Source organism: Allobosea sp. 05T439, from assembly GCF_056396005.1.
This window is the reverse complement of record NZ_JBFTKP010000009.1, coordinates 168,668-191,793: the sequence shown is the minus strand read 5'-3', so window position 1 is coordinate 191,793 and position 23,126 is coordinate 168,668. Positions and strand designations below refer to the sequence as shown.

The window sequence follows — 23,126 nt, the reverse complement described above, 5'->3', positions numbered from 1 at the left end:
CAAACGTTTGTCTAACCGGACAATGCCTGTTCCAGTTGGAAGGAGCAAGCTGGAGAGGGGCGGGCGACGGCCGAGGGCGGCTTCGTCGGGGCGCCTTTCACACAATTCTGCCCGTGTTCTCAGGTCGCCCGCGTCGGGCCGACCTCGCGCGTCTCCCGCTTGAGCAGACCGAGCTGCTTCTCGCGCAGGATCACATAGATGCCGGATGCGATGACGATGGCTGCGCCGATGAGCACGGCTGAAGCCGGCCAGTCGCCGAAGACGAACCAGCCGATCGTAACGGCCCAGAGCATCGTCGAGTATTCGAACGGCGCGATCAGCGAAGCGTCGCCGTAGCGATAGGCCTGGACCAGGAAAATCTGGCCGAGCCCGCCAAGAATGCCGATCGCGACCATGAGTGCGGCGTCCTGAAGATCGGGCATGCGCCAGCCGAGCAGGATGGTGAAGAGGCCGAGCGTCGTCGTCATCAGCGTGAAATAGAAGACGATCGCGCCGGTGCGCTCCGTCATGGTCAATTGCCGCACCTCGATCGAGGCAAAAGCCGAGCAGCAGGCGCCGGCAAGGCCGAAGGCCGCGCCGATTGCCGGTGCATTGCTGCCAGCGATCTGGAAACTGCMCAGATGCGGGGACAGCATGATCAGGACGCCGATGAAGCCGATCGTCACCGCGCTCCAGCGATAGATGCGGACACGCTCCTTCAGCACCAGAGCTGCAAGCACGACGACTGCGAGCGGCGCGGCATAGCCGAGCGCGACCGCGTCCGGGAGCGGCAGAAAGCTCAAGGCTACGAAGCCGCAGAACATGCCGGTCGAACCGATCACCCCCCGCTTGAAATGGCCGCGCAGATTCTTGGTCTTCAGGGCAGCAGGAATTTCGCCGCGCCAGCCGAGCCAGAGCAGCAGCGGGATCAGCGCGAAGAAGGACCGGACGAAGACGAGTTCCCCTGTCGGATAACGGGCCGCGATCGCCTTGATGCCAGCCGACATCAGGGTGAAGGACAAAGCCGAGATCAGCTTGAGCGTGATGCCGAGGAGAGGAGACAACGGTGCTGCGCGTACGTGTCGGGGGAGAGAGTCTTATAAAAGACTTGTCCCTCTAGATCACGTTCGCGCGTCCGGTCCAAGCGCAATGCTTGCAACCCTGATGCCCGCGGCGGCGCATGCGTGCCGGGGAAGCGTGCTGGATGCGGGTCTTGCGCGGCAGGAACTGGGAGAGAATTCCTGCCCCGGACAGCAAGGCTCACCGGGGCAGATGCTGGCCTTGCCGCGTCTCAGAACGTTCCCTTGAAGACGCCGCCGTCGATCAGCAGGTTCTGGCCGGTGATGTAGCCGGCATGGGCGCTTGCCAGGAAGGCGCAGGCCTTGCCGAACTCCTCGGCGCTGCCGAAGCGCCTCGCCGGGATTTCGGCCATGCGGCCCTTCGTCATTTCTTCGGGCGTGATCCCCTTGATCGCCGCCATCTTGGTGGTCGAGCCCTTCAGCCGATCGGTATCGAACATGCCGGGCAGGATGTTGTTGATGGTGACGTTGGCATATGCGACCTCGCGGGCGACGCCGGAGAAGAAGGCGGTCAGACCGGCGCGTGCGCCCGACGAGACATCGAGCCCGGTCAAGGGGGTCAGCACGCTCATCGAGGTGATGTTGACGATGCGGCCGAAGCCGCGCGCGATCATGCCGTCGACGACACGCTGCATCAGTTCGACCGGCGTCGCCATGTTCTGGATGACGCCTTCGAGTAGCGCTTCGCGCGAGACTTCGCGGAACGGCTTCGGCGGTGGGCCGCCATTGTTGTTGACCAGGATGTCCGGCTCCGGCGCGGCGGCGAGCAGCGCGTCCTGACCTGCGCGGGTCGAGACGTCGGCAACGACCGCGATCACGGTTGCACCATACTTGGCCCGGATCTGGCTTGCCGTGGCCTCCAGCGTGGTCGCGTCGCGGCCGTTGATGACCACGGTGCATCCGGCCTCTGCGAGGGCCTCGGCGCAGCCGCGGCCAAGCCCCTTGCTCGAGGCGCAAATGATGGCCGTACGGCCGGCAATACCCAAATCCATCGCGTTTCTCCCGAGCTTTCGCTGATGTTCAGCTGAGCAGAACCACGGATTGAGTTCTGCGTCATCAAAGCGCAATGCAAATCAGACACACGCCGCAAGCAATGCAACAAGATGGGCTGGCGGCATGAGCGACGAGGACGAGGCGAAGCAGGTTCGCAGCATCTTCATCTCCGACCTGCATCTGGGAACGCGAGGAGCACAGGCCGATCTCGTGCTCGAATTCCTGCGGGCCTATGATGCTCCGCAGATTTATCTCGTGGGTGACATCATCGACGGCTGGCGGCTGAAGAGCGGCTGGTACTTCCCGCAGGCGCATAACGACGTCGTGCAGAAGCTCTTGCGCAAGGTGCGCAAGGGTTCGCGGCTGATCTACATCACCGGCAACCACGACGATTTCCTCCGCGACTTCACTGGAAGCGAGTTCGGCGGAATCCACATCGCCGACCATGCGCTGCATGAAACCGCTGACGGCAAGCGCCTGCTGGTGATCCATGGCGATCTGTTCGATCTGGTCGTGCGCAACGCAAAATGGCTCGCCCTGCTGGGCGACTGGGCCTACACGGTTGCGCTTGCGTCCAATACGGTCGTCAACAAGGTCCGTCGCCTCTTCCATCTGCCGCACTGGTCGCTCTCGGCCTGGGCCAAGCAGAAGGTGAAGAATGCGGTCAATTATATCGGCGAGTTCGAGACCTGCCTTGCCGCCGAGGCCCGCCGCCATGGTGCAGACGGCGTCGTCTGCGGCCATATCCATCACGCCGCACATCGCAAGATCGACGGGCTCACCTACATCAACACGGGCGACTGGGTCGAAAGCTGCACGGCTGTGGTCGAGCATCATGACGGCCGCTTCGAGGTCATTCGTTGGCCGCAATACCGGCTCAAGAGCGAGCCCGTGCGGCCGATCCCGCTGCCGGCTCTGGTCAGCGAGGCCGCCTGATGCGCGTCCTCATCGCGACGGACGCCTGGCGCCCCCAGATCAATGGGGTCGTCCGGTCGCTGGAGCGGATGGTCGAGGCAGGACCGTCATTCGGTGTGACGCCGCATATGCTGACGCCCGACGGATTTCGGCAGATCGGCTTGCCATCCTATCCCGATATCCGCATCGCGCTGGCAACGCAGGGCGCCATCGCCCGGCGCATCACCGATTTTGGGCCGGACCACATCCATATCGCGACGGAAGGGCCGATCGGCTGGCTGACCCGCGCCGTCTGCCTCGCGCAGAAGCGGACGTTCACGACGAGCTACCACACAAGGTTCCCGCAATATGTCGCGGCCCGCTGGCCCATCCCGGAACGCTGGAGCTACCAGTTCCTGCGCCGGTTCCATGGGGCGGCTGCCGGGGTCATGGTCTCGACCGCGACAGTCGAGGCCGAACTGAAGGAGAACGGGTTCGAGCGCATTCTGCGCTGGGGGCGAGGCGTCGATCTCCAGCAGTTCCATCCGCGCCAGGCAAGCGTGCTCGACCTGCCGCGTCCCATCTTCCTCAGCGTCGGGCGCGTCGCGGTCGAAAAGAACCTGGATGCCTTCCTGTCGCTGCGCCTGCCCGGCAGCAAGGTCGTCGTCGGCGATGGCCCGGCGCGCGCGGATCTGCAGCGGGCCTTCCCGGATGTGACATTCCTGGGCACGCGCGAGGGCGACGACCTGGCCGCGATCTATGCGTCGTCGGATGTCTTCGTCTTTCCGAGTCTGACCGACACCTTTGGTATCGTGCTGCTCGAAGCCGCGGCAAGCGGGCTGCCCGTTGCCGCCTTTCCGGTGCAGGGGCCGAGCGATGTCTTTGCCGGCAGTGGTGCCGCCGTGCTGGACGAGGATCTGCGGCGCGCAGCGCTAGCGGCCTTGCGCATCCCGCGCGAAGCTTGCCTGGGACTTGCCGCAGGCCATAGCTGGCAGAGCAGTGCCGAGCAGTTCTACGGGCATATCCAGCGGATTTCCCGGCGCGCTCCGGTCCAGAGCATTACAACCTTCGCGAACGCCCGTGCCGGGGAAGCGCAGGCGCAGGAGCGGCAGCGGGCTTGAGTTCGCGCCGAAACACATCCCTTCTTTCGTGCACGGAGGCGATGACGAGGCCCATTGGCACGCCAAGGCCGACAAGTGCTGCCTCCGACAATTGCAGACTGGCCTCGATGGTCTCCGGCACTGCGTCGTTGACGCCGAGTTCATAGAGATGCCGGGCATGGGCGGCGTCGCGGGCGCGCGCCACGATGACGAGATCGGGGCGCAGAGCCCTTGCCGCCTTGACGATCTCATCGACCGCACGGTGGTTGTGGATCGTGACGATCAGGGCGCTTGCGTCGACCACGCCGCAGAGTTTCAGGAAGTCGGGCTTGGTCGCGTCGCCGAAGAAGGCGGGTCGGCCAGCGCGCCGTTGGCCGGCGATCAGGATCGGGTCGGAGTCGAGCGCGATATAGGGCTTCTTGTGCTCTTCCAGCATCGAACCGACGAGCCTGCCAACCCGGCCGCAGCCGATGACGATCGCACGCCCCGCATGATCGTCGGGCGGCAGGATCGTAGCCTCCTCAGGCAGTATCACCGGCGGCGCGAAACGCGCCGCCATATGGCGTGCTACACGAGCCAATAATGGCAGCGCCACCATGGTGAGGGACACCGCGGCAAGCACGAGGCTTGCCGCGTGCTGGTCAACAAGCTTCGCGCCGACAGCCGCATTGAGCAGCACGAAGGCGAATTCGCCGCCCGGAGCGACCATGATCGCGGTCTCGAGCGCTGTCGGGACGGAGAGAGCCAGCAGCCGGGCCAGGCCCAGCACAACCAGCACTTTGGTCAGGAGAAGGCCGGCCGCGATGCCGAGGATGATTGCGGGCTGGGCTGCAAGCTGCGCGGGATCGACACTCATGCCCACGATCAGGAAGAAGACGCCGATCAGCAGGGATTTGAACGGCTCGATCGTGACTTCGATGGCGCGCCGATACTCGGTTTCGGCCAGGAGCAGGCCGGCGATGAAGGCGCCGAGGCCCATGGAGAGGCCAGCTGTTGCCGCCACAAGTCCCGTGCCGAGTGCCACCAGCAGAGTTGCGGCAAGGAAGCTCTCGGAGCTGTCCGTCGAGGCGACAAGGCGAAAGAGCGGACGAAGCGCCAGCCGCCCGACCACCACAATGCCGGCAATCGCTGCGAAGGCGTGCACGAGCGCCTGCGCAAGGCCGGCGATCAGCGAGCCGCCATTCTGCGCACCGAGGACGGCGATGAGGAAGAGCAAGGGCACGACCGCGATATCCTGGCAAAGCAGGATCGCAAAGCTGGTGCGCCCGGCCGAGGTCATCATGCGGCGCTTGGCCGAGAGCAGTTCGACGACCATGGCGGTCGAGGACAGGGCGAGGCCGAAGCCGATGATMAAGGCCGCCGCAGCGGGCTGCTTCAGCAGGAAGGCGCCGCCGCCGATGATTGCGGCAGACAGCGCGACCTGCCCGAGCCCGAGGCCGAAGACCAGCCTGCGCATGGTCATCAGGCGCTCGAAGGAGAGCTCGAGCCCGATGACGAAGAGCAGGAAGGCAACGCCGATTTCGGCGGGGCCGGTCAATGTGCTCGAGTCGGACACGGTGATCGTGCGCAGCAGCGGCACCGAAGAGACGAGGCCGCCCAATCCGAAGGGGCCGAGCAGCGCGCCGCAGGCCATGAAGGCGACAATCGAATTGACGCGGAAGCGCTTGGCAAATGGCACGATTACGCCGGCCGTGGCGAGGACGACGATGGCGTCTTTATAGGCCGAGGGGTCGATCGTGGCTGCCAAGCTATCCTCGCGTTGCCGATTCAGGGGGCGAATCATGTTTGCGGTCCAAGAGCTTGCGATACAAGCGCTTGTGCGGACCCCAGCAAAAAACTTGCCGTTGGCGGAGACGGCCCGTAGCTTCCGCCCGCATTGTTCGAAGGGGTTTCCATGCGTTTTGCCGGCACCGATTCCTATGTCGCGACCGAGGATCTCACCGTCGCTGTCAACGCGGCGATCCGGCTGGAGCGGCCTCTGCTGGTCAAGGGAGAGCCGGGCACCGGCAAGACCGTGCTGGCGGAGGAGATCGCATCGGCCCTGAAGGCGCCGCTGATCACCTGGCACATCAAATCGACGACCAAGGCCCAGCAGGGTCTCTACGAGTATGACGCGGTCAGCCGTCTGCGCGACAGCCAGCTCGGCGACCCGCGGGTGTCCGATATCTCCAACTACATCAAGCGCGGCAAGCTCTGGGAAGCCTTCGCCTCGGGCGAACGACCCGTGCTGCTGATCGACGAGATCGACAAGGCCGATATCGAGTTCCCCAACGACCTGCTGCTCGAGCTCGATCGCATGGAGTTCCATGTCTACGAGACGGGCCAGACGGTTCGGGCCGCGCAGCGCCCGGTGATGATCATCACCTCCAACAACGAGAAGGAACTGCCGGACGCCTTCCTACGCCGCTGCTTCTTCCACTACATCCGCTTCCCCGATACGAAGACGATGCAGGCGATCGTCGAAGTGCATTTCCCCGGCATCAAGAAGCGGCTGATGGAGGAGGCGCTGCGCCTTTTCTTCGAGGTGCGCGAAGTTCCGGGAATCAAGAAGAAGCCCTCGACCTCGGAGCTGCTCGACTGGCTGAAGCTGCTGGTCGCCGAGGATATCGGCCCCGAGGTCCTGCGTGAGCGCGACCCGCGCAAGCTGATCCCGCCCCTGCACGGAGCGCTGCTCAAGAACGAGCAGGATGTCAGCCTGTTCGAGAAGCTCGCCTTCATGGTGAGGCGGGAGAGCCGCTGAGCGGCTGACCGCTCAGGGATTGCAAGGCGGGATCGCCACCGCGAGATCGATCTTGGCATCGACCTCGCGCACGGCTTCGCGCAGATCGAAATCGCGCGCCACGACGACGTAGTCCTGCGTTTCCGACGTCTTCAGATAGCTCGTCATCAGGATTGGCTTGTCGCCGAGCTCTCCCGTACGGCAGGCCTTGTCCGCGTTTAGCGCCAGGGAACCGCGATTGCCGCTGTTGCCGACCCCGACAAGCAGTTCCTCGCGGAACACCGAGAGCTTGGTTGCATCCGCGGGGCTAAGCCGGAACACGGCCAGACGCCGTCCCGGCGAAGTCATGACCGGCAATGCGGCGAGCTCGGTGGCGTCGCGCACTTCTTCCAGCACCACTTTGCGCTCATGGCGCCCGCCGCCCTTGGGGGAGACCACGATCGTCATGGTGACGCCGCCCGGCAGGGGGCGGATGTCGGACGGCAGGCTGATGGCGGCACGCAGATCGGCCAAAGTCGTGCTGCGCATGTCGATGCGCGACAATTTCGGCAGGGAACTCAGCGGGACATGGCCGCACGCGCCGGCAAGGGCGGCCACGATCATGGAAGCGAACAGGGAGGGACGCATGGTGAGGCTCGTCAATTTCAAATGAGGATGTAGCCTAGACATTCAAAAATTCATCTATTAGTTTAATTTTGTCAATCGAGGGCAGAATGAAATGAGCGCGGAAAACACTCTGGGGTCGAGCGATGCGCCGCTGGCCAGGCTGAAGCGCGTCAGCATGGCAGCACGGCTCGCCAGCTATGCCGCAGCATTGCTCATGGGATTTGGCGTGGTCTGGTTGTGGAGCGACCCTGAAAGCCTCGCCAATCATGCGCGTGGCACCATTGGCGTAACTGTCGCGCCGCTGACGACGGCGATGCGCAGCTACTGGCTCGCCCTGTCTGTCGCCACCGTTCCGGCTGGCTTGTTTATCTACGCGATGCTGCGTCTCGCAAACCTGTTTGGGCGCTTCGGAAAGGGACGGGTCCTTGAAGTCGTCAATGCCGTCGAGCTCAGCCGGATCGGCTGGCTGCTCATTCTGTTTGGTGCGGCGACCCCGATTGCGCGCGCCCTGCAGAGCGTGGCGCTGACCTATGACAATCCGGCCGGCCGCAGGCAGCTTGCGATCACGCTCGATCCCGGCATGTTCGGCGCGCTGGCTGCAGGTGCTGTCCTTGTCGCCTTCGGGCTGGTGCTGCGCGAGGCGATGCGCCTCTCTGACGAGAATCAGAGTTTCGTGTAGGACAGGGCGATGCCGATCATCGTCGAACTCGATGTCATGCTGGCGCGTCGAAAGATGCGCTCGAAGGAACTTGCCCAGCGCATCGGCCTGACCGAGCAGCAGGTGTCTCAGCTCAAGTCCGGGAAGGTCCGTGGCATGCGTTTCGATACGCTTTCGCGCATCTGCGACACGCTCCAATGCCAGCCCGGCGACCTGCTGCGCTACGAGCCGGGCGAAGAGGAGGAGGGTGGGGGCGCAGAGGCTTGAGAGTCGTGCGCGGCCTCTCGCAAAACCCGAAGCAGATGGTTAGGTTCTGATTATGCTGCGCCTTCTGCTTCTCCGCCACGCCAAGTCGAGCTGGTCCACCGGTCTCACCGATCGGGAGCGACCACTAGCGGTCAGGGGCCGCGAAGCAGCCCCTGTCATGGGGCGCTATCTGGCAGAGGAGATGCTGCTGCCCGATCTCGTGCTGGTCTCGCCAGCACGACGGACAACCGAAACCTGGGAGCTGGTCGGGCCGATGCTGCCGGAGCGCCCCGGGAGCCATCTCGAACCACGCATCTACGAGGCCAAGCCCGAGCGATTGCTGCAGGTCGTCCATGACACGGAAGCCAATGTCCGCACGCTCCTGATGATCGGGCATAATCCCGGCTTTGAGGAATTGGCCGCAAAGTTGACCGGCCATGGCGACCGTTATGCGGCGGCGCGAATGGCACAGAAATACCCGACCTGCGGGCTTGCCGTGCTTGATTTCGCCGTCGAAGACTGGCGCGATGTCGCACCGCGCGGCGGGCGGCTCGATCGTTTCGTGACGCCCGCCTCGCTGGGCGAAGGGCCGGACGAATGAGCGGACCTGCTCCGTTCCTCGCCACATGAGCTCCCCCTCCTATCTCGACGAGGCGCGCAATGCCGCGCTGGCCTTCGGTGACAGCCTGCTTGGACTTGCCCGGCCGCGCCTGCGCCTGGGTGTCACCGGGCTGTCGCGCTCGGGCAAGACTGTCTTCACCACGGCGCTGATCCAGAATCTCATCGAGGGCGCCAGGCTGCCGGTGCTCAAGGCGGCGGCAGATGGACGGATCACGCGCGTACGGCTGGTGCCCCAGCCGGATCCCGATATACCGCGTTTTCCCTATGAGGCTCACCGCGCCGCCCTGTCAGGTCCCGACCGGCGCTGGCCCGAGTCGACCCGACGCATTGCGGAGCTGCGGGTCGAGATCGACTACGAGCGAGCGGCCGGCTGGTTCAAGGGGCCGGCGACGCTGACACTGGATATCGTCGACTATCCCGGCGAATGGCTGCTCGATCTCGCGCTGATCGGCGTCGACTACAAGACGTGGTCGCGGCAGGCGATCGTGGATGCGCGCAAGCCTCACCGGATCGGTTCGGCCAAGCCCTGGCTCGATGGCCTCGCTGTCCGCGATCCGTCGGGGCCTCCTGATGAACTGGCCGCGGAACTCGCGAGCGATCTGTTTAAGGCCTATCTTGCGAGGCTGCGCGCCGATCCGGAGGCTGTCGCCGTGACCCCGCCCGGGCGATTCCTGATGCCCGGTGACCTCGAAGGTTCACCGGCGCTGACCTTCGCGCCGCTCGACGTCGCTCCCGATACCGAGGTCGCGCCAGGCACGCTGGCGGGGCTGATGGCGGATCGCTACGAGGCCTATAAGCGCGTCGTGGTGACGCCGTTCTTCCGTGATCATTTCGCCCGCCTGGACCGGCAGATCGTGCTGGTCGATACATTGGCGGCGCTCGATGCCGGTCCACCGGCGCTCGCCGATCTTGAAACGGCGTTGGGCCAGGCCCTCACGGCATTTTCCGTCGGTCGCAACTCCTGGCTGACGAGCCTGTTCGCGCCACGCATCGAGCGCGTCCTCTTCGCTGCGACGAAAGCCGACCATATCCACCACACCAGCCATGACCGGCTGGCAGCAGTGATGTCTCATCTCGTGGCGCGGGCGGCCGCACGGGCGCAAGGCGCCGGCGCCAAGGTCGAGGCGATGGCGCTGGCTGCGGTGCGGGCGACGAGGGAGGTCAGGATCAAGCAGGGAGGCGAGGATCTGCCGGCGATTGCGGGCGTTCCGGAGGCGGGCGAAAGGGTCGGCGACGAGGTATTCGACGGCATCGCCGAAGCGGCGATCTTCCCGGGTGAACTGCCCGAGCGTCCCGAGGCGATCTTCGATCCGAAGGCGCAGTCCTGGCAGGTGAGGGCGCCACGCTTCAGGCCGCCGCTGGTGCTGCCGGATGCAGGAGGGCGGAGCCAGCCTCCGCCGCAGATTCGCCTCGACCGTGCGCTCGAATTCCTGATCGGTGACAAGCTGGCGTGACGGAGGGAGGCAGATACATGAACAAGGCTCCCCGCGCCGTTCGTCTCGATGCCACCGTGCCGGGCGAGGACGCTCCACGCATGACGAAGGGCGTCGCGGTCCTGCCCGAAAGCGAACCGCTCGACCCGGTCGAGCCGGCCGTCGTCCCGGTGGCGAGCCGAAAGGGCTTCAGCTGGGGCAGCGTGTTCGTTGCGGGTCTGTCCGCCTTCCTGACACTCTCGATCGGCGTCTGGGCCGAGCGGACCATCTCCTCGCTGATGAATGAGAGCCCAGTGCTGGGTTATGCGGCATTGGCCTCGGCGGCGCTCGCCGTGCTCGCCCTTCTGGTGATTCTGGGCAAGGTTCTGCGCGACATCCTGCGCGAGCGGCGCGTCGAGTCGTTGCGGCTGCGTGCCACGGCGGTGCTTGCCGGTGGCAGTCTCGACGAAGCCAAGGCGATCACCGGCGAACTTCAGCGCCTCTATGCGACGCGACCGGAGACTGCAAAGAGCCGGGCAGAGCTGGCGGACAGCCTGCCCCAGCTCTTTGCGCCGCATGACGTTCTGACCGTCGCAGAGCGGAGCCTGATGACGCCGCTCGACGCCGCGGCGCAGGCGCAGATCGCGCTGGCCGCGCGCCGGGTCTCGCTGGTCACGGCCGTCAGCCCGCGGGCCCTGATCGATATCGTCTTCGTGCTTGTGGCCTGCGCGAGATTGCTGCGGGCGATCGCCGGCATCTATGCCGGCCGCCCCGGGACGCTGGGCCTGCTGCGTCTGGCGCGGCAGGTGCTCGGCCACCTGGTCGTGACAGGCGGCATCGCGGCCGGTGACGCGCTGGTCCAGCAGGTCGTCGGGCAGGGGCTCGCCGCTCGGCTTTCGGCCAAGCTCGGGGAGGGCGTGCTCAATGGCCTGCTGACGGCGCGCGTCGGGCTCGCTGCGCTTGCCGTTTGCCGGCCTCTGCCATTCATCGAAGCCAAGCCACCCACCCTGTCGGATGTGGCAAGCGACCTTCCGTCCTGGCGCGGCACGGCTTCCAGCTGACCTTCGGGCTCGGCAAGATCTTGGGGCTCGGCAAAATTTGCCGGCCGGCACGGAAACTGCCGGGCGGAATTCGCCGCGATACGGTTTCGAAACTATCCAAGTGATTGAAAAATAGAATTCTCCTGCATGGCACGGGCCCTGCAGTGGCTGCCTCGACGTATTGGGCGCCCATCCGGGTGCCAGGGTTGAGGCGAGGGTATCATGGGTGTCTTCAGCGCGCTGACGACGGCAGTTTCGGGCATGCAGGCGCAGTCCTATGCGCTCGAGAATATCTCAGGCAACATCGCGAATTCGAGGACGGCCGGCTTCAAGCGTGTCGATACGACGTTCTCGGATCTGGTCCCGGATTCGGCTCTCAATCGCCAGATCGCTGGTTCTGTCGCGTCCTATAGCCGCGCGACCAACACGATCCAGGGCGATCTCCAGGCCACGCGCATCGACACCAATGTCGCGATCAACGGCGATGGCTTCTTCGTCGTCGACCAGCGCCAGAGCGGCCTCGGCGCCAATACCCAGTTCACCAACAGCAATCTCTATACCCGCCGCGGCGATTTCGATTTCGATGCCAATGGCTATCTGGTGAATGGCGCGGGCTACTATCTGAAAGGGCTGAAGATCGACGCCGTCACGGGCCAGTTGGTCGGCACCCAGCCAGAAGTGCTGCGCATCACCAAGGAACAGTTCCCGGCCAAGGCGACGACCTCGATCGAGTATCGCGCCAATATCCCGGCCTTCCCCGGCACGACGAACGCCAAGACCACCGTGCCTGGATCCGAGCTGTTGAAAGCTACGGGCTACGCCTCCAATCCGCTGTCCACGACCGCCGGCGGAACCGGCCTCGTGACCGGMGCCGACGTCACCCGATTCCTGAGCGATTCCATCGCGGGCGGGTCCGTCACCGTCTATGACGCGCTCGGCAAGGCGACGAGCGTCGAATTGCGCTGGGCCAAGACCACGAATGCGGCGCCGGCCCAGGTGGGGCCGCCGGCCGTTCCGGCGACCGTCGACACCTGGAACCTCTTCGTTGCCGAGAACACCGGCGCGACGGGCGGCGCCGTGGCCTATCGTAATGCCAATGTCGACATCACCTTCGGCTCCACCGGCCAGATGGTGAACCCTGCCGGCGGCAACATCACGCTGCCGAACATGACGATCGCGGGCACGGCGATCTCCGGCATCAATCTCACGACCGGCGGCAACGGCCTGACCCAGAACGGCGATGTCAGCGGCCAGATCGACGCGCGTAGCATCCGTCAGGACGGCTATACGGCCGGCACGCTCGACCGCGTCTCGGTTTCGGCCGAAGGCCAGGTGATCGGCACTTTCAGCAACGGCCAGGTCGTCGCGATGGCCCAACTCTCGGTGGCCCGCTTCAATGCCGGCAACGCCCTGAAGCGCCTCGACGGTGGCGCCTTCGAGGAAACGATCGAGTCCGGTCCTCCGATCATCGGTCTGGGTACGTCGCAGCTCATCGGCGGCAATGTCGAGCAATCCAACACCGACATCGCCGACGAGTTCTCGAAGATGATCGTCACCCAGCAGGCCTACTCGGCCAACACCAAGGTGATCAGCACGGCGCAGGAAATGCTGCGCGATGTGTTCAGCATCATCCGCTGAGCGGCTTTGACCGCCGGCGGAGGCGGTTCCGGGCGATCCAGGAGGATCGCCGGTGACGGCAGGAGTTGACGATGGGTCTGAGTACTTCCCTGGGCACCGCGATTTCCGGGCTGCATGTCACGCAGACCGGTATCGGCGTTGTTTCGCAGAATGTCGCCAATGCCGGCGTTGCCGGTTATGTCCGGCGCGTCGTCAGTACCTCCGATACGCTCAGTGGCGCGACGATCGGTACGTCGAGCACGGCTGTTCAGCGCCTGCTCGACAAGATCGTCCAGCATCAGCTCTGGCAGGAAAGTGCCGGCGCCGCTTACACGTCGACACGGGCGGATGCGCTCTCGAATCTCGACAAGCTGTTCGGCGCGCCGGGAAGCGCGACGGCGCTCGATTCTGTCTACAGCTCCTTCACCACCTCGCTCCAGGCGCTGAAGAACGATCCGTCATCCTATACCAACCGCACGGCTGTGCTCGATGCAGCCAGCCAGCTCGCAAACCGCCTGAACGGGCTGTCCGCCGGTGTTCAGGCTGAGCGCACCCAGGCCGAGACGAAGATCGGCGGTGCCGTCAACCAGATCAACCAGCTGCTGGACTCGCTGACCAGCGTCAATGCCCGGATCGTGCAGGGGCAGAGCGACCAGGCGACAGCGGGCCTGAAAGACCAGCGCGACCGTATCGTCTCCGAACTCTCGCAATACATGGACATCAAGACCAGCGAGGATGCGCGCGGCTCGCTCAGCATCGTCACTGGATCGGGTGCCCAGATCTTCGACGGCCGACCGGCGGTGAAGTTCAGCTTCGACGGCCGCTCCGCGCTTGGCCCGGAAGCGCAATGGAGCCCCAACGCGGCGACGCGTGGTGTCGGCACCATTACGATGACCGACAATTCCGGCAACCAGATCGACGCGATCGCCAACAAGGTGTTCCGGTCGGGCGAGATCGCAGCCAATCTCGAGCTTCGCGACAAGACGCTGGTGCAGATGCAGGCCCAGCTCGACGAGATGGCGGCGCAGCTCTCGAGCGCCTTGTCCGATCGGGAGATCGCCGGAACGGCCATCACCGCAGGCGCGGCCTCAGGCTTCGATGTCGACCTCGCCGGGCTTCAGTCCGGCAACAGCGTGACGCTCGACTACCAGGTCACTCCCGGTGGCGCGACGCGGCGTTTCACCTTCGTGCGCGTGGAATCCGGTGCATCGCTGCCGCTGCCGGCATCGGCCAGCGGCGATGCCAACAACACCGTGGTCGGCATCGATTTCTCGGGCGGCCCGGCGTCTGTCGCAGCCCAGATCCAGGCCGCGATCGGCGGTGGGTTCACGGTTTCGAATACCGGTTCGATGCTGCGCATCGTCGACGATGGCGCGGGCAATACCCGCGACGTGCTCGGCCTGACGGCACGCCCGACCACTACAAGCCTGTCCGGGGCCAACGGATCGCCCGAACTGCCCTTCTTCGTCGATGCAGGGAACGGCAACGGCGCCTATACCGGCTCGTTCGAGGGCAAGTCCCAGGCTCTGGGCTTTGCCGGCCGTATCACGATCAATCCTGGACTGATCGCGGACCGCTCGAAGCTCGTCGTCTTCAACACCACGCCGGCGACGCCGCAGGGCGACGCCACCCGGCCGCAGATGCTGCTCGACCGGCTGACCAAGGGCCTGCGGAGCGTCACCAACGCGGTCTCGCTCGACGGCTCGACGGCGACCTCCAACATCACCGTCTCGAACTTCGTGCAGCGCGTCGTCGCCTCGCAGGGGCAGGCGGTCGAAAACGCCAAGCGCCTCGATGAAGGCCAGCAGGTGGCGCTCGCCTCCGTGCAGAGCCGCTTCGCCGAGACCTCACAGGTCAATGTCGACCAGGAAATGGCGACGTTGATCGAGCTGCAGAACGCCTACGCCGCCAATGCCCGCATCATCTCCACGGTGAAGGAGATGATGGACATGCTGATGAGAGTCTGAGGGACGCCATCATGACGATTACCTCCTATGGCACCGGAGCCTATCGCGCGGCTAGGCCGAGCGAATTCGTCTCGACGCGGGCGAAATTCGATGATCTTCAGCGCCAGCTCGATACGGGCAAGAAGGTCACCAGCTACGGCGATCTCGGGATCGAGCGGCGCACCAGCCTCGACCTCAACGCCAAGAAGGCCTCGCTCGATTCCTGGCTCTCCGGAATCCAGCTTGCCGACGTCAATCTCAAGCTCTCGACCAAGGCGGTCGAGGGGTTTGCCAAGCTGACGGCCGAAACCAAGAACGACGCGCGTCCGGGCAGCTATGTCGAGAGCGCCAGCGGCCGTTCGGCGCCGCAGGTTCTGGCCGAGGAAAAGTTCAAGCAGGCGCTCGACCTGCTCAACACCAATGTCGGCGGGCGCTATCTGTTCTCGGGGCGGACCTCGGATACCGAGCCGGTGGTCAGCTATTCCCTGATCATGGATGGGGACGGCGCCGGCCGCGCCGGGCTGAAGCAGCTGATCGCCGAGCGCAAGGAAGCCGATCTCGGCCTGACCGGGCTCGGGCGCCTCACGGCAGGTGGCGCCGGCACGACGGCGACAATCGCGGAAGAGGCGGGCAATCCCAATTACGGCTTCAAGCTGAAATCCGCCACCACGACATCGGCGGGATTGGTCCCGACCTATACTGCGGGTCCGCCGGCCGATGTCTCCGTGAATGTCGCGGCTCAGCCGCAGCCCGGTGACACCTTGCGCTTCAAGGTCGATCTGCCCGATGGCACCCAGAAAGAGATCGTCCTGACGGCGCGGGCGGCCGGGAGCAATGGCAGCGCGACGGACACGTTCGAGATCGGGGCCGACGTCAATGCCACGGCTGCCAATCTGCGCGCTTCGGTTTCGGCCGCCTTCGGCAAGGAGGCTCAGACGACGCTGTCGGCCTCGTCGGCCCAGGTCGCGGCCAAGAACTTCTTCGATGGCAGTTCCAGCAATCCGCCGGTGCGGGTGCCGGGGCCGCCCTTCGCCACCGCGACGGCTGCGCCGGCGCCTGGAACACCGGCGAATACGGTGATCTGGTACCAGGGCGACGATGCGCCGGGGTCGGCGCGCGCGACGACGACGGTGCAGGTCGATCAGAGCGAGACCGTCGCCATAGGCGCACGCGCCAATGAGGAGGCCTTCAAGGTCGGGCTGGCGCAGTTTGCCGTATTCGCGGCCGAGACCTTCCCGGCCGGCGATCCCAACTCGAAGGGGCGTTACGAGGCCCTGGCCGAACGCGTCAGCAATACGATCGGCTACGGCACCGGCGTGCAGAAGCCGGCCGAGATCATCGTCGAACTCGGGACGGCCCAGAAGGCGATGGCGAGCGCCAAGGAGCGCCACACCGCCACCCAGAATTATCTGACGACGACGCTCGCCGGGGTCGAGGAGGTCACGACCGAGGAGGTTGCAACGCAGATCCTGGCACTACAGACACGCCTGCAGGCGAGCTACCAGACGACCGCGATTCTCTCGAAGCTGACGCTGACGAACTACATCTGACTCAGCCGAGACTTGGTGAAAACGAAAACGGCGCCAGAAACTGGCGCCGTTTTCGTTTGAGGGTTTGGTCGGTGTCGGACGCAAGGGCCGTCGGATCAGCGCCCGCGCAGGCCGGCGGCGATGTCGCGGTTGATGCCGATCAGCACGGTCAGGGATTCCGGGACCGGGTTGGCGGAGATGCGGAAGGTCTGGTTGAAGATGAAGTTGGCGAGGCCGAGGATGTTGCGCTTGATCTCGACCGGCAGCGGGTTGTCCTCGGCGATCACCGCAGAAACCAGCAGGGTCCAGAGCTTGCGGTTGTAGTTCAGGGCATCGTCGAGCTCGCGCTGGCGACCGAGCCAGTCATCGGCAACGGACTGAAGCCGGACGGCGGCTTTCAGGAGCAGGGATGCTTCGAGTTCGCGAGGGGAGACGGCAGACTGGGCAGTCCTGGCGGCAGAGGCGTACGCGTTAAACCCGTGTTGCATTCTCGATGAGTTCCGCTTCGTAGGCGATCAGCTGCTTTGCTGCCTTCAGGGCTTTGTACAGATCGCCGCTTAAGATGCGGTTATTGATCTCGGTCATATGCGGCAGGGAACTCGGGGCAGCCTTCATGAAATCGCGGACGAGCGCGAAATAGGTCTCGTGCTCATGCGTCGGATCCTGCGCCAGATACATCAGCTGGATGGCGAGATAGATCTTCTTCGCCGGCGTGTTGGCGGTGGTAGCTGTGAGGATGTCCTTCTCGCGCAGGATCGGCGCCTCGCCTTCGATGAAGAAGCGCGTGCGCTGCTCGTCGTTGCGGATCACCACCTGGCCGATGATGATGCGCTCGTTCGGCTTGAGCTCGACTTTGAGAGCCATGACGATCCTGCCTTCTGGCTTTTGGGAGGGGAGGTCGGGTGCTTCGGCGCGATCAGCCGAAGAGCCGGAGCACGCCCTGGTCGGCCTGGTTGGCCAGCGAGAGCGCGGTCTGCGAAAGCTGCTGGCGCGTGTTCAGTGCCAGCAGGCTTGCGCCTTCCTCGTTCGGATCGGCAAGGACGAGATTGTCGGCACCGATCTTCAGCGTATTGACTAGCTCCTTGGTGAAGTCCTGACGGGTCTGGGCGACCGAAAGGTTCGAGCCGAGCGTCGAGGCCAGCGACTTCAGCGAGGTCAGGGCGCCGGTCAGGGACTGGGTCGCCTTCTCCAGGTCGAGGTCGTTCTGGAAGTTGACGAAGCCAGCCAGCTGGGTGTTGACGGCCTGGTCGATGCCGAGATTGGCGGCGCTCAGGGTCGAACCCTGGATTTCCAGCTTGGTCTGGTTCGTGCCGGTCTTCTCGTTGAAGACGATCGAGAGGCGGTCGCCTGCGAGCAGGTTGATGCCGTTATAGCTCGAATCCTTGGCGAGCTTGTCGATCTGGTCGCGCAGGTCGTTGAACTGCTGGATCAGGTTCGAGCGGACGGCCGAGGTGACGTTCGACGAGGTGATCGTCGAGGTGCCGACGACGGCATCCAGCGCGCTGAAGCCGATCGCGGCGTTGTCTCCGCCTGCCTGGGCATCGGTGATTGCAGCACCACCGTTAGCGCCTGAGCCGAAACCAAAGGCGACGGTCTCGGAGCCGGTGCCCTTGACGTTGAGCTGGCCCTTCTCGTCGACGAAGGCTGTGGCAAGCCCGGACTTGTTGATCTCGTTAACGACATCCCGGACAGTCGTGTTCGCGGACGCAAAGGAGGCTGTGTAGGTGGTGGTGCCGACGGTGATCGAAATGCCGAGCGACGGCGTTGCTGTCGTGTCGATGCCGAGGTCGCCGGCGGAGGCGGGGGTCGCGGTGGAAACAGCCGTATCGCCGGCGCTGCCAATACGCTTGTCGAGCGCGATATCCTTGAGGCTCTTGCTGGTCACAGCCGCTTCGGTAGCGTTGGCGAGAGCCGTGCCGGCCTTGGTCGGGCGGTTTTGGGCCGCGTCGGCCTGGGCCTGCTTCACCGTCGATTGCAGCGACTGCACCAGCTTGGTGACGCCGTCGATACCCTTGGATGCCGACTGAATGGTCTGGATGCCGTTGGAGATGCCGTCGAGCAGGCCGGTGAGCTGGCTGGAGCGGTCGTTCAGCGAGGCCGAGGTGAAGTAGTTCACCGGGTTGTCGATGGCCGAGTTGACCTTCTTGCCGGTGGCGAGGCGATTCTGGATGACGCTCTGCTGCGCGGTGGTCTGCTGAAGCGTCAGGAGGTTGTTGCGCACGCCGCTGGAAAGAATCGTATTCGCCATCTTCGGTCCCCTGGAACGCGCGATTCGGCGCTGAGCCAAATTTTCTGGGCCGATAATCCCTTGTTAGGGATAACAAATGGTTAAACGAGGGATGCGGCGTGCTCCTCATGCCGTCCGTCAAATGCAAAAGAGGCGGAGCTTTCGCTCCGCCTCTTTTTGTCTTCGGCCCACATTCTGTGGGCGAGCCCGCTTCTGCGGACGAAGGATCAGAACAGGCGCAGGACCGCCTGGTCGCCCTGCGAGGCCATGGAGAGGGCGGTCTGCGAGAGCTGCTGACGGGTCTGCAGCGAGAGCAGGTTGGCGGCCTCTTCGTTGGCATCGGCATTGACGAGGCTATCGGCACCAGCCGCCAGCACGCCGGCGAGGTCCTTGGTGAAGTCCTGGCGGGTCTGCGCCACCGAGAGGTTTGCACCAAAGCCCGAAGCAAGCGACTTCAGCGAGGTCAAGGCGCCGGTCAGGGCCTTGGTTGCGCCTTCCAGATCGGCGTCGTTCTGGAAGTTGGTGAAGCCGGCGAGTTGGGTGTTGCCGGCCTGGACGATGCCAAGGTTGTCGGAGGTCAGCGTCGAGCCCTGAATCTCCAGCTTGGACTGGTTCTTGCCGGTCTTCTCGTTGAACTGGATCGAGACCTTGTCACCGGCCAGCAGGTTGACGCCGTTGAAACCTGAATCCTTGGCGAGTTCATCGATCTGCGTGCGCAGGTCGTTGTACTGCTGGATGAGGTTCGAGCGAACCGCCGAAGTCACGCCAGATGAGACGCCGCCGGTGGTGCGATCAGCCGCTGTTAGACCGAAGGCAGCATTGCCAGCGCCGGTCGAGGCTGCGGTGGTCGAGGCCGTGGCATCGGCACCGGTGCCAATGCCAACGCCCAGTGTCTCCGAACCGGTTCCCTTGACGTTCAGCAGGCCCTTTTCATCGACGAAGGCAGTAGCGACACCCGAACCATTGATGGCGTTGACCACATCGCGAACAGTGGTGTTGGCCGTCAGGGCGATCGAAACGTTGGTCGTCGAAGTTGGGGAGGCTGGCGTGCCAGTGGTGAGCTGGATGGTCAGCGAGGGAGCGGCCGTGGTGTCAACACCCAGGTCGCCGGCGCTGCCGGCAGTGGCTGCAGAGACCGCCGTATCGCCGGCGCTGCCGATGCGCTTGTCGAGTGCGATATCCTTCAAGCTCTTGCTCGTCGCAACAGCTTCTGCTGCGCCGGCGAGCGTGGTGCCGGTGCCGACGACGGTCGGACGGTTCTGAGCGGCGTCGGCCTGGGCCTGCTTCACAGTGGACTGCAGCGACGAGACCAGTTTGGTGATGCCATCGATGCCCTTGGAGGCAGCCTGAATGGTCTGGATGCCGTTCGAGATGCCGTCGAGCAGACCTTTGAGCTGTCCCGAGCGCTCGTTCAACGACTGGGCGGTGAAATAATTGACCGGGTTGTCGACCGCGGTGTTCACCTTCTTGCCGGTGGCCAGCTTATACTGGGTGGCCTGGGCGGCGGCAGCGGTCTGCTGGAGAGTGGCGACCGAATTGCGGACAGCCGAAGAGAGCGTAATAGCCATAGTCGTTATACCTTCTGGTATGGTGCCATTCTGGCGTCATGGCCTTCTGGCCGCGACCCGAGGACACTCGGTCGCCAACCCGTAACGAGTGGTAAATTTCACCGGTCGAATTGCCGTCAGATTGGGCAAAGCCACTGCATGGTTAAGCGCGCGATAAGACGGTGGCTGGGTTCCATCGGCCCAAACGCAAACCGCCCGCGGGAGCGGGCGGCTGGGATACAAATTCGGGAAGGCAGCCCTTGTCAGGCGGTGCGCTCGACATAATGCTGCGCGCTGGTTTCGTCGGCGAGCCGGGCTTTCTCGGCGAGTTCACGTGAATAGATGCGCAGCCGGAGCAGCGTCTCGTCAGGCAGTTGCGAAACGGTCTCGCCGGTCACCCTGTTCTTCTTCTGGATGACAACTTCGCGGGTGCGCGGCTCGATCACGATGCGACGCTCGATGAGATCGCGCAGATCCTGTTCGCGCTGGCGCGCCGCCTGCCTGTCCGTGGTGGCGTTCTGCTTTGCCATGGCGTCGTCGCGCCGCGCTTGTTCAGAGCGGGCCTGCAGATCGAGCTGGACCGCTTCACCCGCTGTTGCCGACTGGACGGTTTGCGCCGCCGGCAGTTCGACCGGGATGCTCCCCTTGGTCGCGGCGGCATCGCTTCTGGCGGTCACGTGATAGGCGCCGACCGCTGTCGCCCTCGTCGAGGCCCCGAAATCCATCGCTCACTCCTTCTGGAGTCGGATAACAGCCACCCCTCGCGGCCGTCGTACGAAAGGCGCGGCCAAGCCGCACCCTTCGCATCATATCGACAATGACCGCGAAGATTGAATCTTCCGTAAGGAGATTAGGTAAATTTTGACGATTGCCGTGGCAGCCGCCGCCTCCCCCCTGGCACGCTGGCTCCCCGTGGCTCAGAGACTGCGGGAGATCACGAGCGGCCCGGAGTTCGGGCGGACAAAGGCGCCGGCTCCCACAGTTGCCGTCGGTCCGTAGCCGGCGGCCCGCATCGGACGGTTTGCCTCGAAGGCGAGATCGCGGACGATCGATTCCGAGACGGCTCGCGCGGTGGCAAGCACGATCTGGTTGATCTCGATCAGGTCCTGGAATGCGACATGGGCGGCCTTCAGGCGCTTGACCTGATCGGGGACGAAACGTGCCAGTGCGACAGCGTTCAGCTTCACCTGCTCAACGCCGCGCATATAGATGCCGGCAAGCTCGGTCTTGCGCGGTTCGCGTTCCATCGCGTCCGACAATTTGCCGGCGCGGACCAGTTCGGTTTCCTCGCCGACGACATGGGACAGGGCTCCGAGCGTCTCCAGCACGGCTTCGATCAGAGCCTGCGCCTCGAGAGCGCTTGCGATGCGCGGCCGCTCGTCCAGTACACGCCTAGCCAGCGACACGGGCAGCTCCGGTCGTTGTCGCCGCGGTGGCCTGTTCCTGAACCTGCAGCAGGCTGCGCATGATCGGATCGGACAGGCCGATGCCACCGGCGCGCTGCAGATTGCGGGCATATTCCTGGGTCAGCATCGAGCGATAGACGCCACCGCCGGTGCCGTTCTCGCCGAGCGGCCCCTCGGTCTCGCTGGAGGCCATCAGCTTGTCCGTGACCTGTTCGAGGAAGACGGTCTCGAACTCGTCGGCCTGCTTCTTGGCCTTCGCCTTGGCGGGATCGAGAGCGTTTGCCAGGCCGTTGACGAGGCTTCCGGCAACGCCGAGCGCCAGTTTCGCAGCGGGGAGGGCGAGTGCGGCGGTCATTACATCACCTCGATTTCTGCCTGGAGGGCGCCGGCGGCCTTGATCGCCTGAAGGATGGAGATCATGTCGCGCGGGCCGATTCCGAGGGCGTTCAGTCCGTCGACGAGCTCGGCGAGCGTCACGCTCTCCTTGACGAGGGCGAGCTTGTTGCCGCCTTCGGTGTCGACCTTGACGTTGGTGCGGGGCACGACGGTGGTGCGGCCGCGGGCGAAAGGCTCGGGCTGGCTGACTTCCGGCTGCTCGCTGATCGTCACGGTCAGGTTGCCCTGCGCGACGGCGACGGTGGAGACGCGGACGTCCTTGCCCATGACGATGATGCCGGAGCGTTCGTCGATGACGATGCGGGCGAGCTGGTCGGGCTCGACCCGCAGCTGTTCGATCTCGGTCAGCATGCGGATCATGTTGCCCTGGAAGCGCGGGGGGATCTGCAGCACGACAGTCGAGGGATCGGTCGGCTCTGCCGCATCGCCGCCGAGGAAATCATTGATCGCAGCGGCGACGCGGCGCGCCGTCGTGAAGTCCGGGTTGCGCAGCGAGAGCCGCAGCGTCTTCAGCTTGTTCAGCGCGAAGTCGATCTCGCGTTCGACCAGGCCGCCATTGGCGATGCGGCMGACCGTCGGCACGCCACGCGTGATCTTGGCGGCGTCGCCCTCGGCCGAGAAGCCGGAGATCGCGACCGGCCCCTGCGAGACGGCGTAGACCTCGCCATCGGCGCCGAGCAGCGGGGTTGCGAGCAGGGTGCCGCCCTGAAGCGACTTGGAGTCACCCAGTGCCGAGACCGTGACATCGAGGCGCGTGCCTTGGGTGGCGAAGGGCGGCAGGTTCGCGGTCACCATCACGGCGGCGACATTGGCGGTGCGCATATTGGCGCCGCGCGTATTGACGCCGAGCCGCTCCAGCATCGCCTGCAGCGACTGCTTGGTGAAGGGCGTATTGTTCAGCGTGTCGCCGGTGCCATTGAGGCCGACGACGATGCCGTAGCCGAGGATCTGGTTGCTGCGCACGCCTTCGACGGCGGCGAGATCCTTGATGCGGGAGAGCGCCTGCGCCGGCTCGGCCGCCCAGGACAGGCCGATGGCCAGCAGCGCGGCCAGCGGCGTCACAAGGCGTTTCAGGGAGGGCAGGCGAACCATAGGGCACCGGCGGGAATGA

Annotated in this window: 23 protein-coding genes; 11 read left to right on the top strand and 12 right to left on the bottom strand. The window is 64.8% G+C overall.

Annotated features, from left to right (window positions below):
• Positions 1-119: 119 nt before the first annotated feature.
• Positions 120-1,043 carry a DMT family transporter gene (locus AC1DIO_RS13335; RefSeq protein WP_476853495.1) on the bottom strand — a complete coding sequence of 308 codons (924 nt, stop codon included), beginning with the start codon at positions 1,041-1,043 and terminating at the stop codon, positions 120-122.
• A gap of 227 nt (positions 1,044-1,270) precedes the next feature.
• A complete protein-coding gene (locus tag AC1DIO_RS13330) occupies positions 1,271-2,050 on the bottom strand; it encodes an SDR family oxidoreductase (RefSeq protein WP_441491527.1) in 780 nt (259 codons plus the stop codon).
• A gap of 124 nt (positions 2,051-2,174) precedes the next feature.
• Between AC1DIO_RS13330 and AC1DIO_RS13325 the strand changes: the two genes are divergently transcribed.
• Positions 2,175-2,987 carry a UDP-2,3-diacylglucosamine diphosphatase gene (locus tag AC1DIO_RS13325; RefSeq protein ID WP_441506258.1) on the top strand — a complete coding sequence of 271 codons (813 nt, stop codon included), beginning with the start codon at positions 2,175-2,177 and terminating at the stop codon, positions 2,985-2,987.
• Positions 2,987-4,066, top strand: a complete 1,080-nt coding sequence (locus AC1DIO_RS13320; protein ID WP_441506257.1) for a glycosyltransferase family 4 protein — start codon at positions 2,987-2,989, stop codon at positions 4,064-4,066. The genes AC1DIO_RS13325 and AC1DIO_RS13320 overlap by 1 nt, the downstream gene beginning before the upstream one ends.
• Here AC1DIO_RS13320 and AC1DIO_RS13315 read toward each other — a convergent pair.
• A complete protein-coding gene (locus AC1DIO_RS13315; protein WP_476853494.1) occupies positions 4,005-5,792 on the bottom strand; it encodes a cation:proton antiporter domain-containing protein in 1,788 nt (595 codons plus the stop codon). The genes AC1DIO_RS13320 and AC1DIO_RS13315 overlap by 62 nt on opposite strands.
• Positions 5,793-5,939: 147 nt before the next feature.
• Between AC1DIO_RS13315 and AC1DIO_RS13310 the strand changes: the two genes are divergently transcribed.
• Complete coding sequence (locus AC1DIO_RS13310; RefSeq protein ID WP_441506255.1) at positions 5,940-6,785, top strand: AAA family ATPase; 846 nt, start codon at positions 5,940-5,942, stop codon at positions 6,783-6,785.
• A gap of 12 nt (positions 6,786-6,797) precedes the next feature.
• On the opposite strand, the gene AC1DIO_RS13305 is transcribed toward AC1DIO_RS13310, so the two are convergent.
• On the bottom strand, positions 6,798-7,391 hold the full coding sequence (locus tag AC1DIO_RS13305) for a hypothetical protein (RefSeq protein ID WP_441506254.1): 594 nt from the start codon (positions 7,389-7,391) through the stop codon (positions 6,798-6,800).
• 91 nt (positions 7,392-7,482) lie between these two features.
• On the opposite strand from AC1DIO_RS13305, the gene AC1DIO_RS13300 reads away from it, so the two are divergent.
• From AC1DIO_RS13300 to AC1DIO_RS13265, 8 genes are all read left to right on the top strand, one after another.
• Positions 7,483-8,049 (top strand): DUF2975 domain-containing protein, encoded by a 567-nt coding sequence (locus AC1DIO_RS13300; RefSeq protein ID WP_441506253.1) that lies wholly within the window; start codon positions 7,483-7,485, stop codon positions 8,047-8,049.
• Between the two features lie 9 nt (positions 8,050-8,058).
• Positions 8,059-8,295, top strand: a complete 237-nt coding sequence (locus tag AC1DIO_RS13295) for a helix-turn-helix domain-containing protein (protein ID WP_069879946.1) — start codon at positions 8,059-8,061, stop codon at positions 8,293-8,295.
• A gap of 52 nt (positions 8,296-8,347) precedes the next feature.
• A complete protein-coding gene (locus tag AC1DIO_RS13290; RefSeq protein ID WP_441491519.1) occupies positions 8,348-8,875 on the top strand; it encodes a SixA phosphatase family protein in 528 nt (175 codons plus the stop codon).
• A gap of 25 nt (positions 8,876-8,900) precedes the next feature.
• Positions 8,901-10,349: a YcjX family GTP-binding protein gene (locus AC1DIO_RS13285; RefSeq protein ID WP_441506252.1), complete on the top strand. Its 1,449-nt coding sequence runs from the start codon at positions 8,901-8,903 to the stop codon at positions 10,347-10,349.
• 17 nt (positions 10,350-10,366) lie between these two features.
• Positions 10,367-11,368 carry a YcjF family protein gene (locus tag AC1DIO_RS13280; RefSeq protein ID WP_441506251.1) on the top strand — a complete coding sequence of 334 codons (1,002 nt, stop codon included), beginning with the start codon at positions 10,367-10,369 and terminating at the stop codon, positions 11,366-11,368.
• A 201-nt stretch (positions 11,369-11,569) separates the two neighbouring features.
• Positions 11,570-12,985 carry a flagellar hook protein FlgE gene (locus AC1DIO_RS13275; protein ID WP_441506250.1) on the top strand — a complete coding sequence of 472 codons (1,416 nt, stop codon included), beginning with the start codon at positions 11,570-11,572 and terminating at the stop codon, positions 12,983-12,985.
• 71 nt (positions 12,986-13,056) lie between these two features.
• On the top strand, positions 13,057-14,931 hold the full coding sequence (gene flgK / locus AC1DIO_RS13270; RefSeq protein WP_441506249.1) for a flagellar hook-associated protein FlgK: 1,875 nt from the start codon (positions 13,057-13,059) through the stop codon (positions 14,929-14,931).
• A gap of 11 nt (positions 14,932-14,942) precedes the next feature.
• Positions 14,943-16,460 (top strand): flagellar biosynthesis protein FlgL, encoded by a 1,518-nt coding sequence (locus AC1DIO_RS13265; protein ID WP_441506248.1) that lies wholly within the window; start codon positions 14,943-14,945, stop codon positions 16,458-16,460.
• A gap of 95 nt (positions 16,461-16,555) precedes the next feature.
• Here the strand turns inward: AC1DIO_RS13265 and flaF are convergent, their stop codons facing one another.
• From flaF to AC1DIO_RS13225, 8 genes are all read right to left on the bottom strand, one after another.
• Positions 16,556-16,927, bottom strand: a complete 372-nt coding sequence (flaF, locus tag AC1DIO_RS13260) for a flagellar biosynthesis regulator FlaF (protein WP_441506247.1) — start codon at positions 16,925-16,927, stop codon at positions 16,556-16,558.
• The gene (flbT, locus tag AC1DIO_RS13255; RefSeq protein WP_441506246.1) at positions 16,911-17,303 is read right to left on the bottom strand and encodes a flagellar biosynthesis repressor FlbT; all 393 of its coding nucleotides are present in this window, start codon (positions 17,301-17,303) and stop codon (positions 16,911-16,913) included. The genes flaF and flbT overlap by 17 nt, the downstream gene beginning before the upstream one ends.
• 52 nt (positions 17,304-17,355) lie before the next feature.
• Positions 17,356-18,687 (bottom strand): flagellin N-terminal helical domain-containing protein, encoded by a 1,332-nt coding sequence (locus tag AC1DIO_RS13250; RefSeq protein WP_441506245.1) that lies wholly within the window; start codon positions 18,685-18,687, stop codon positions 17,356-17,358.
• A 206-nt stretch (positions 18,688-18,893) separates the two neighbouring features.
• A complete protein-coding gene (locus AC1DIO_RS13245) occupies positions 18,894-20,234 on the bottom strand; it encodes a flagellin N-terminal helical domain-containing protein (RefSeq protein WP_441506244.1) in 1,341 nt (446 codons plus the stop codon).
• Positions 20,235-20,476: 242 nt separating this feature from the next.
• Positions 20,477-20,938 (bottom strand): hypothetical protein, encoded by a 462-nt coding sequence (locus AC1DIO_RS13240; RefSeq protein ID WP_441506243.1) that lies wholly within the window; start codon positions 20,936-20,938, stop codon positions 20,477-20,479.
• 192 nt (positions 20,939-21,130) lie between these two features.
• Positions 21,131-21,619 carry a hypothetical protein gene (locus AC1DIO_RS13235; RefSeq protein ID WP_441506242.1) on the bottom strand — a complete coding sequence of 163 codons (489 nt, stop codon included), beginning with the start codon at positions 21,617-21,619 and terminating at the stop codon, positions 21,131-21,133.
• Entirely contained in the window at positions 21,606-21,974 is a 369-nt protein-coding gene (locus AC1DIO_RS13230; RefSeq protein WP_113513544.1) for a rod-binding protein, read from the bottom strand. Before AC1DIO_RS13230 ends, AC1DIO_RS13235 begins: the two co-directional genes overlap by 14 nt.
• Positions 21,974-23,107 (bottom strand): flagellar basal body P-ring protein FlgI, encoded by a 1,134-nt coding sequence (locus AC1DIO_RS13225; RefSeq protein WP_476853493.1) that lies wholly within the window; start codon positions 23,105-23,107, stop codon positions 21,974-21,976. The genes AC1DIO_RS13230 and AC1DIO_RS13225 overlap by 1 nt, the downstream gene beginning before the upstream one ends.
• Positions 23,108-23,126 lie beyond the last annotated feature (19 nt).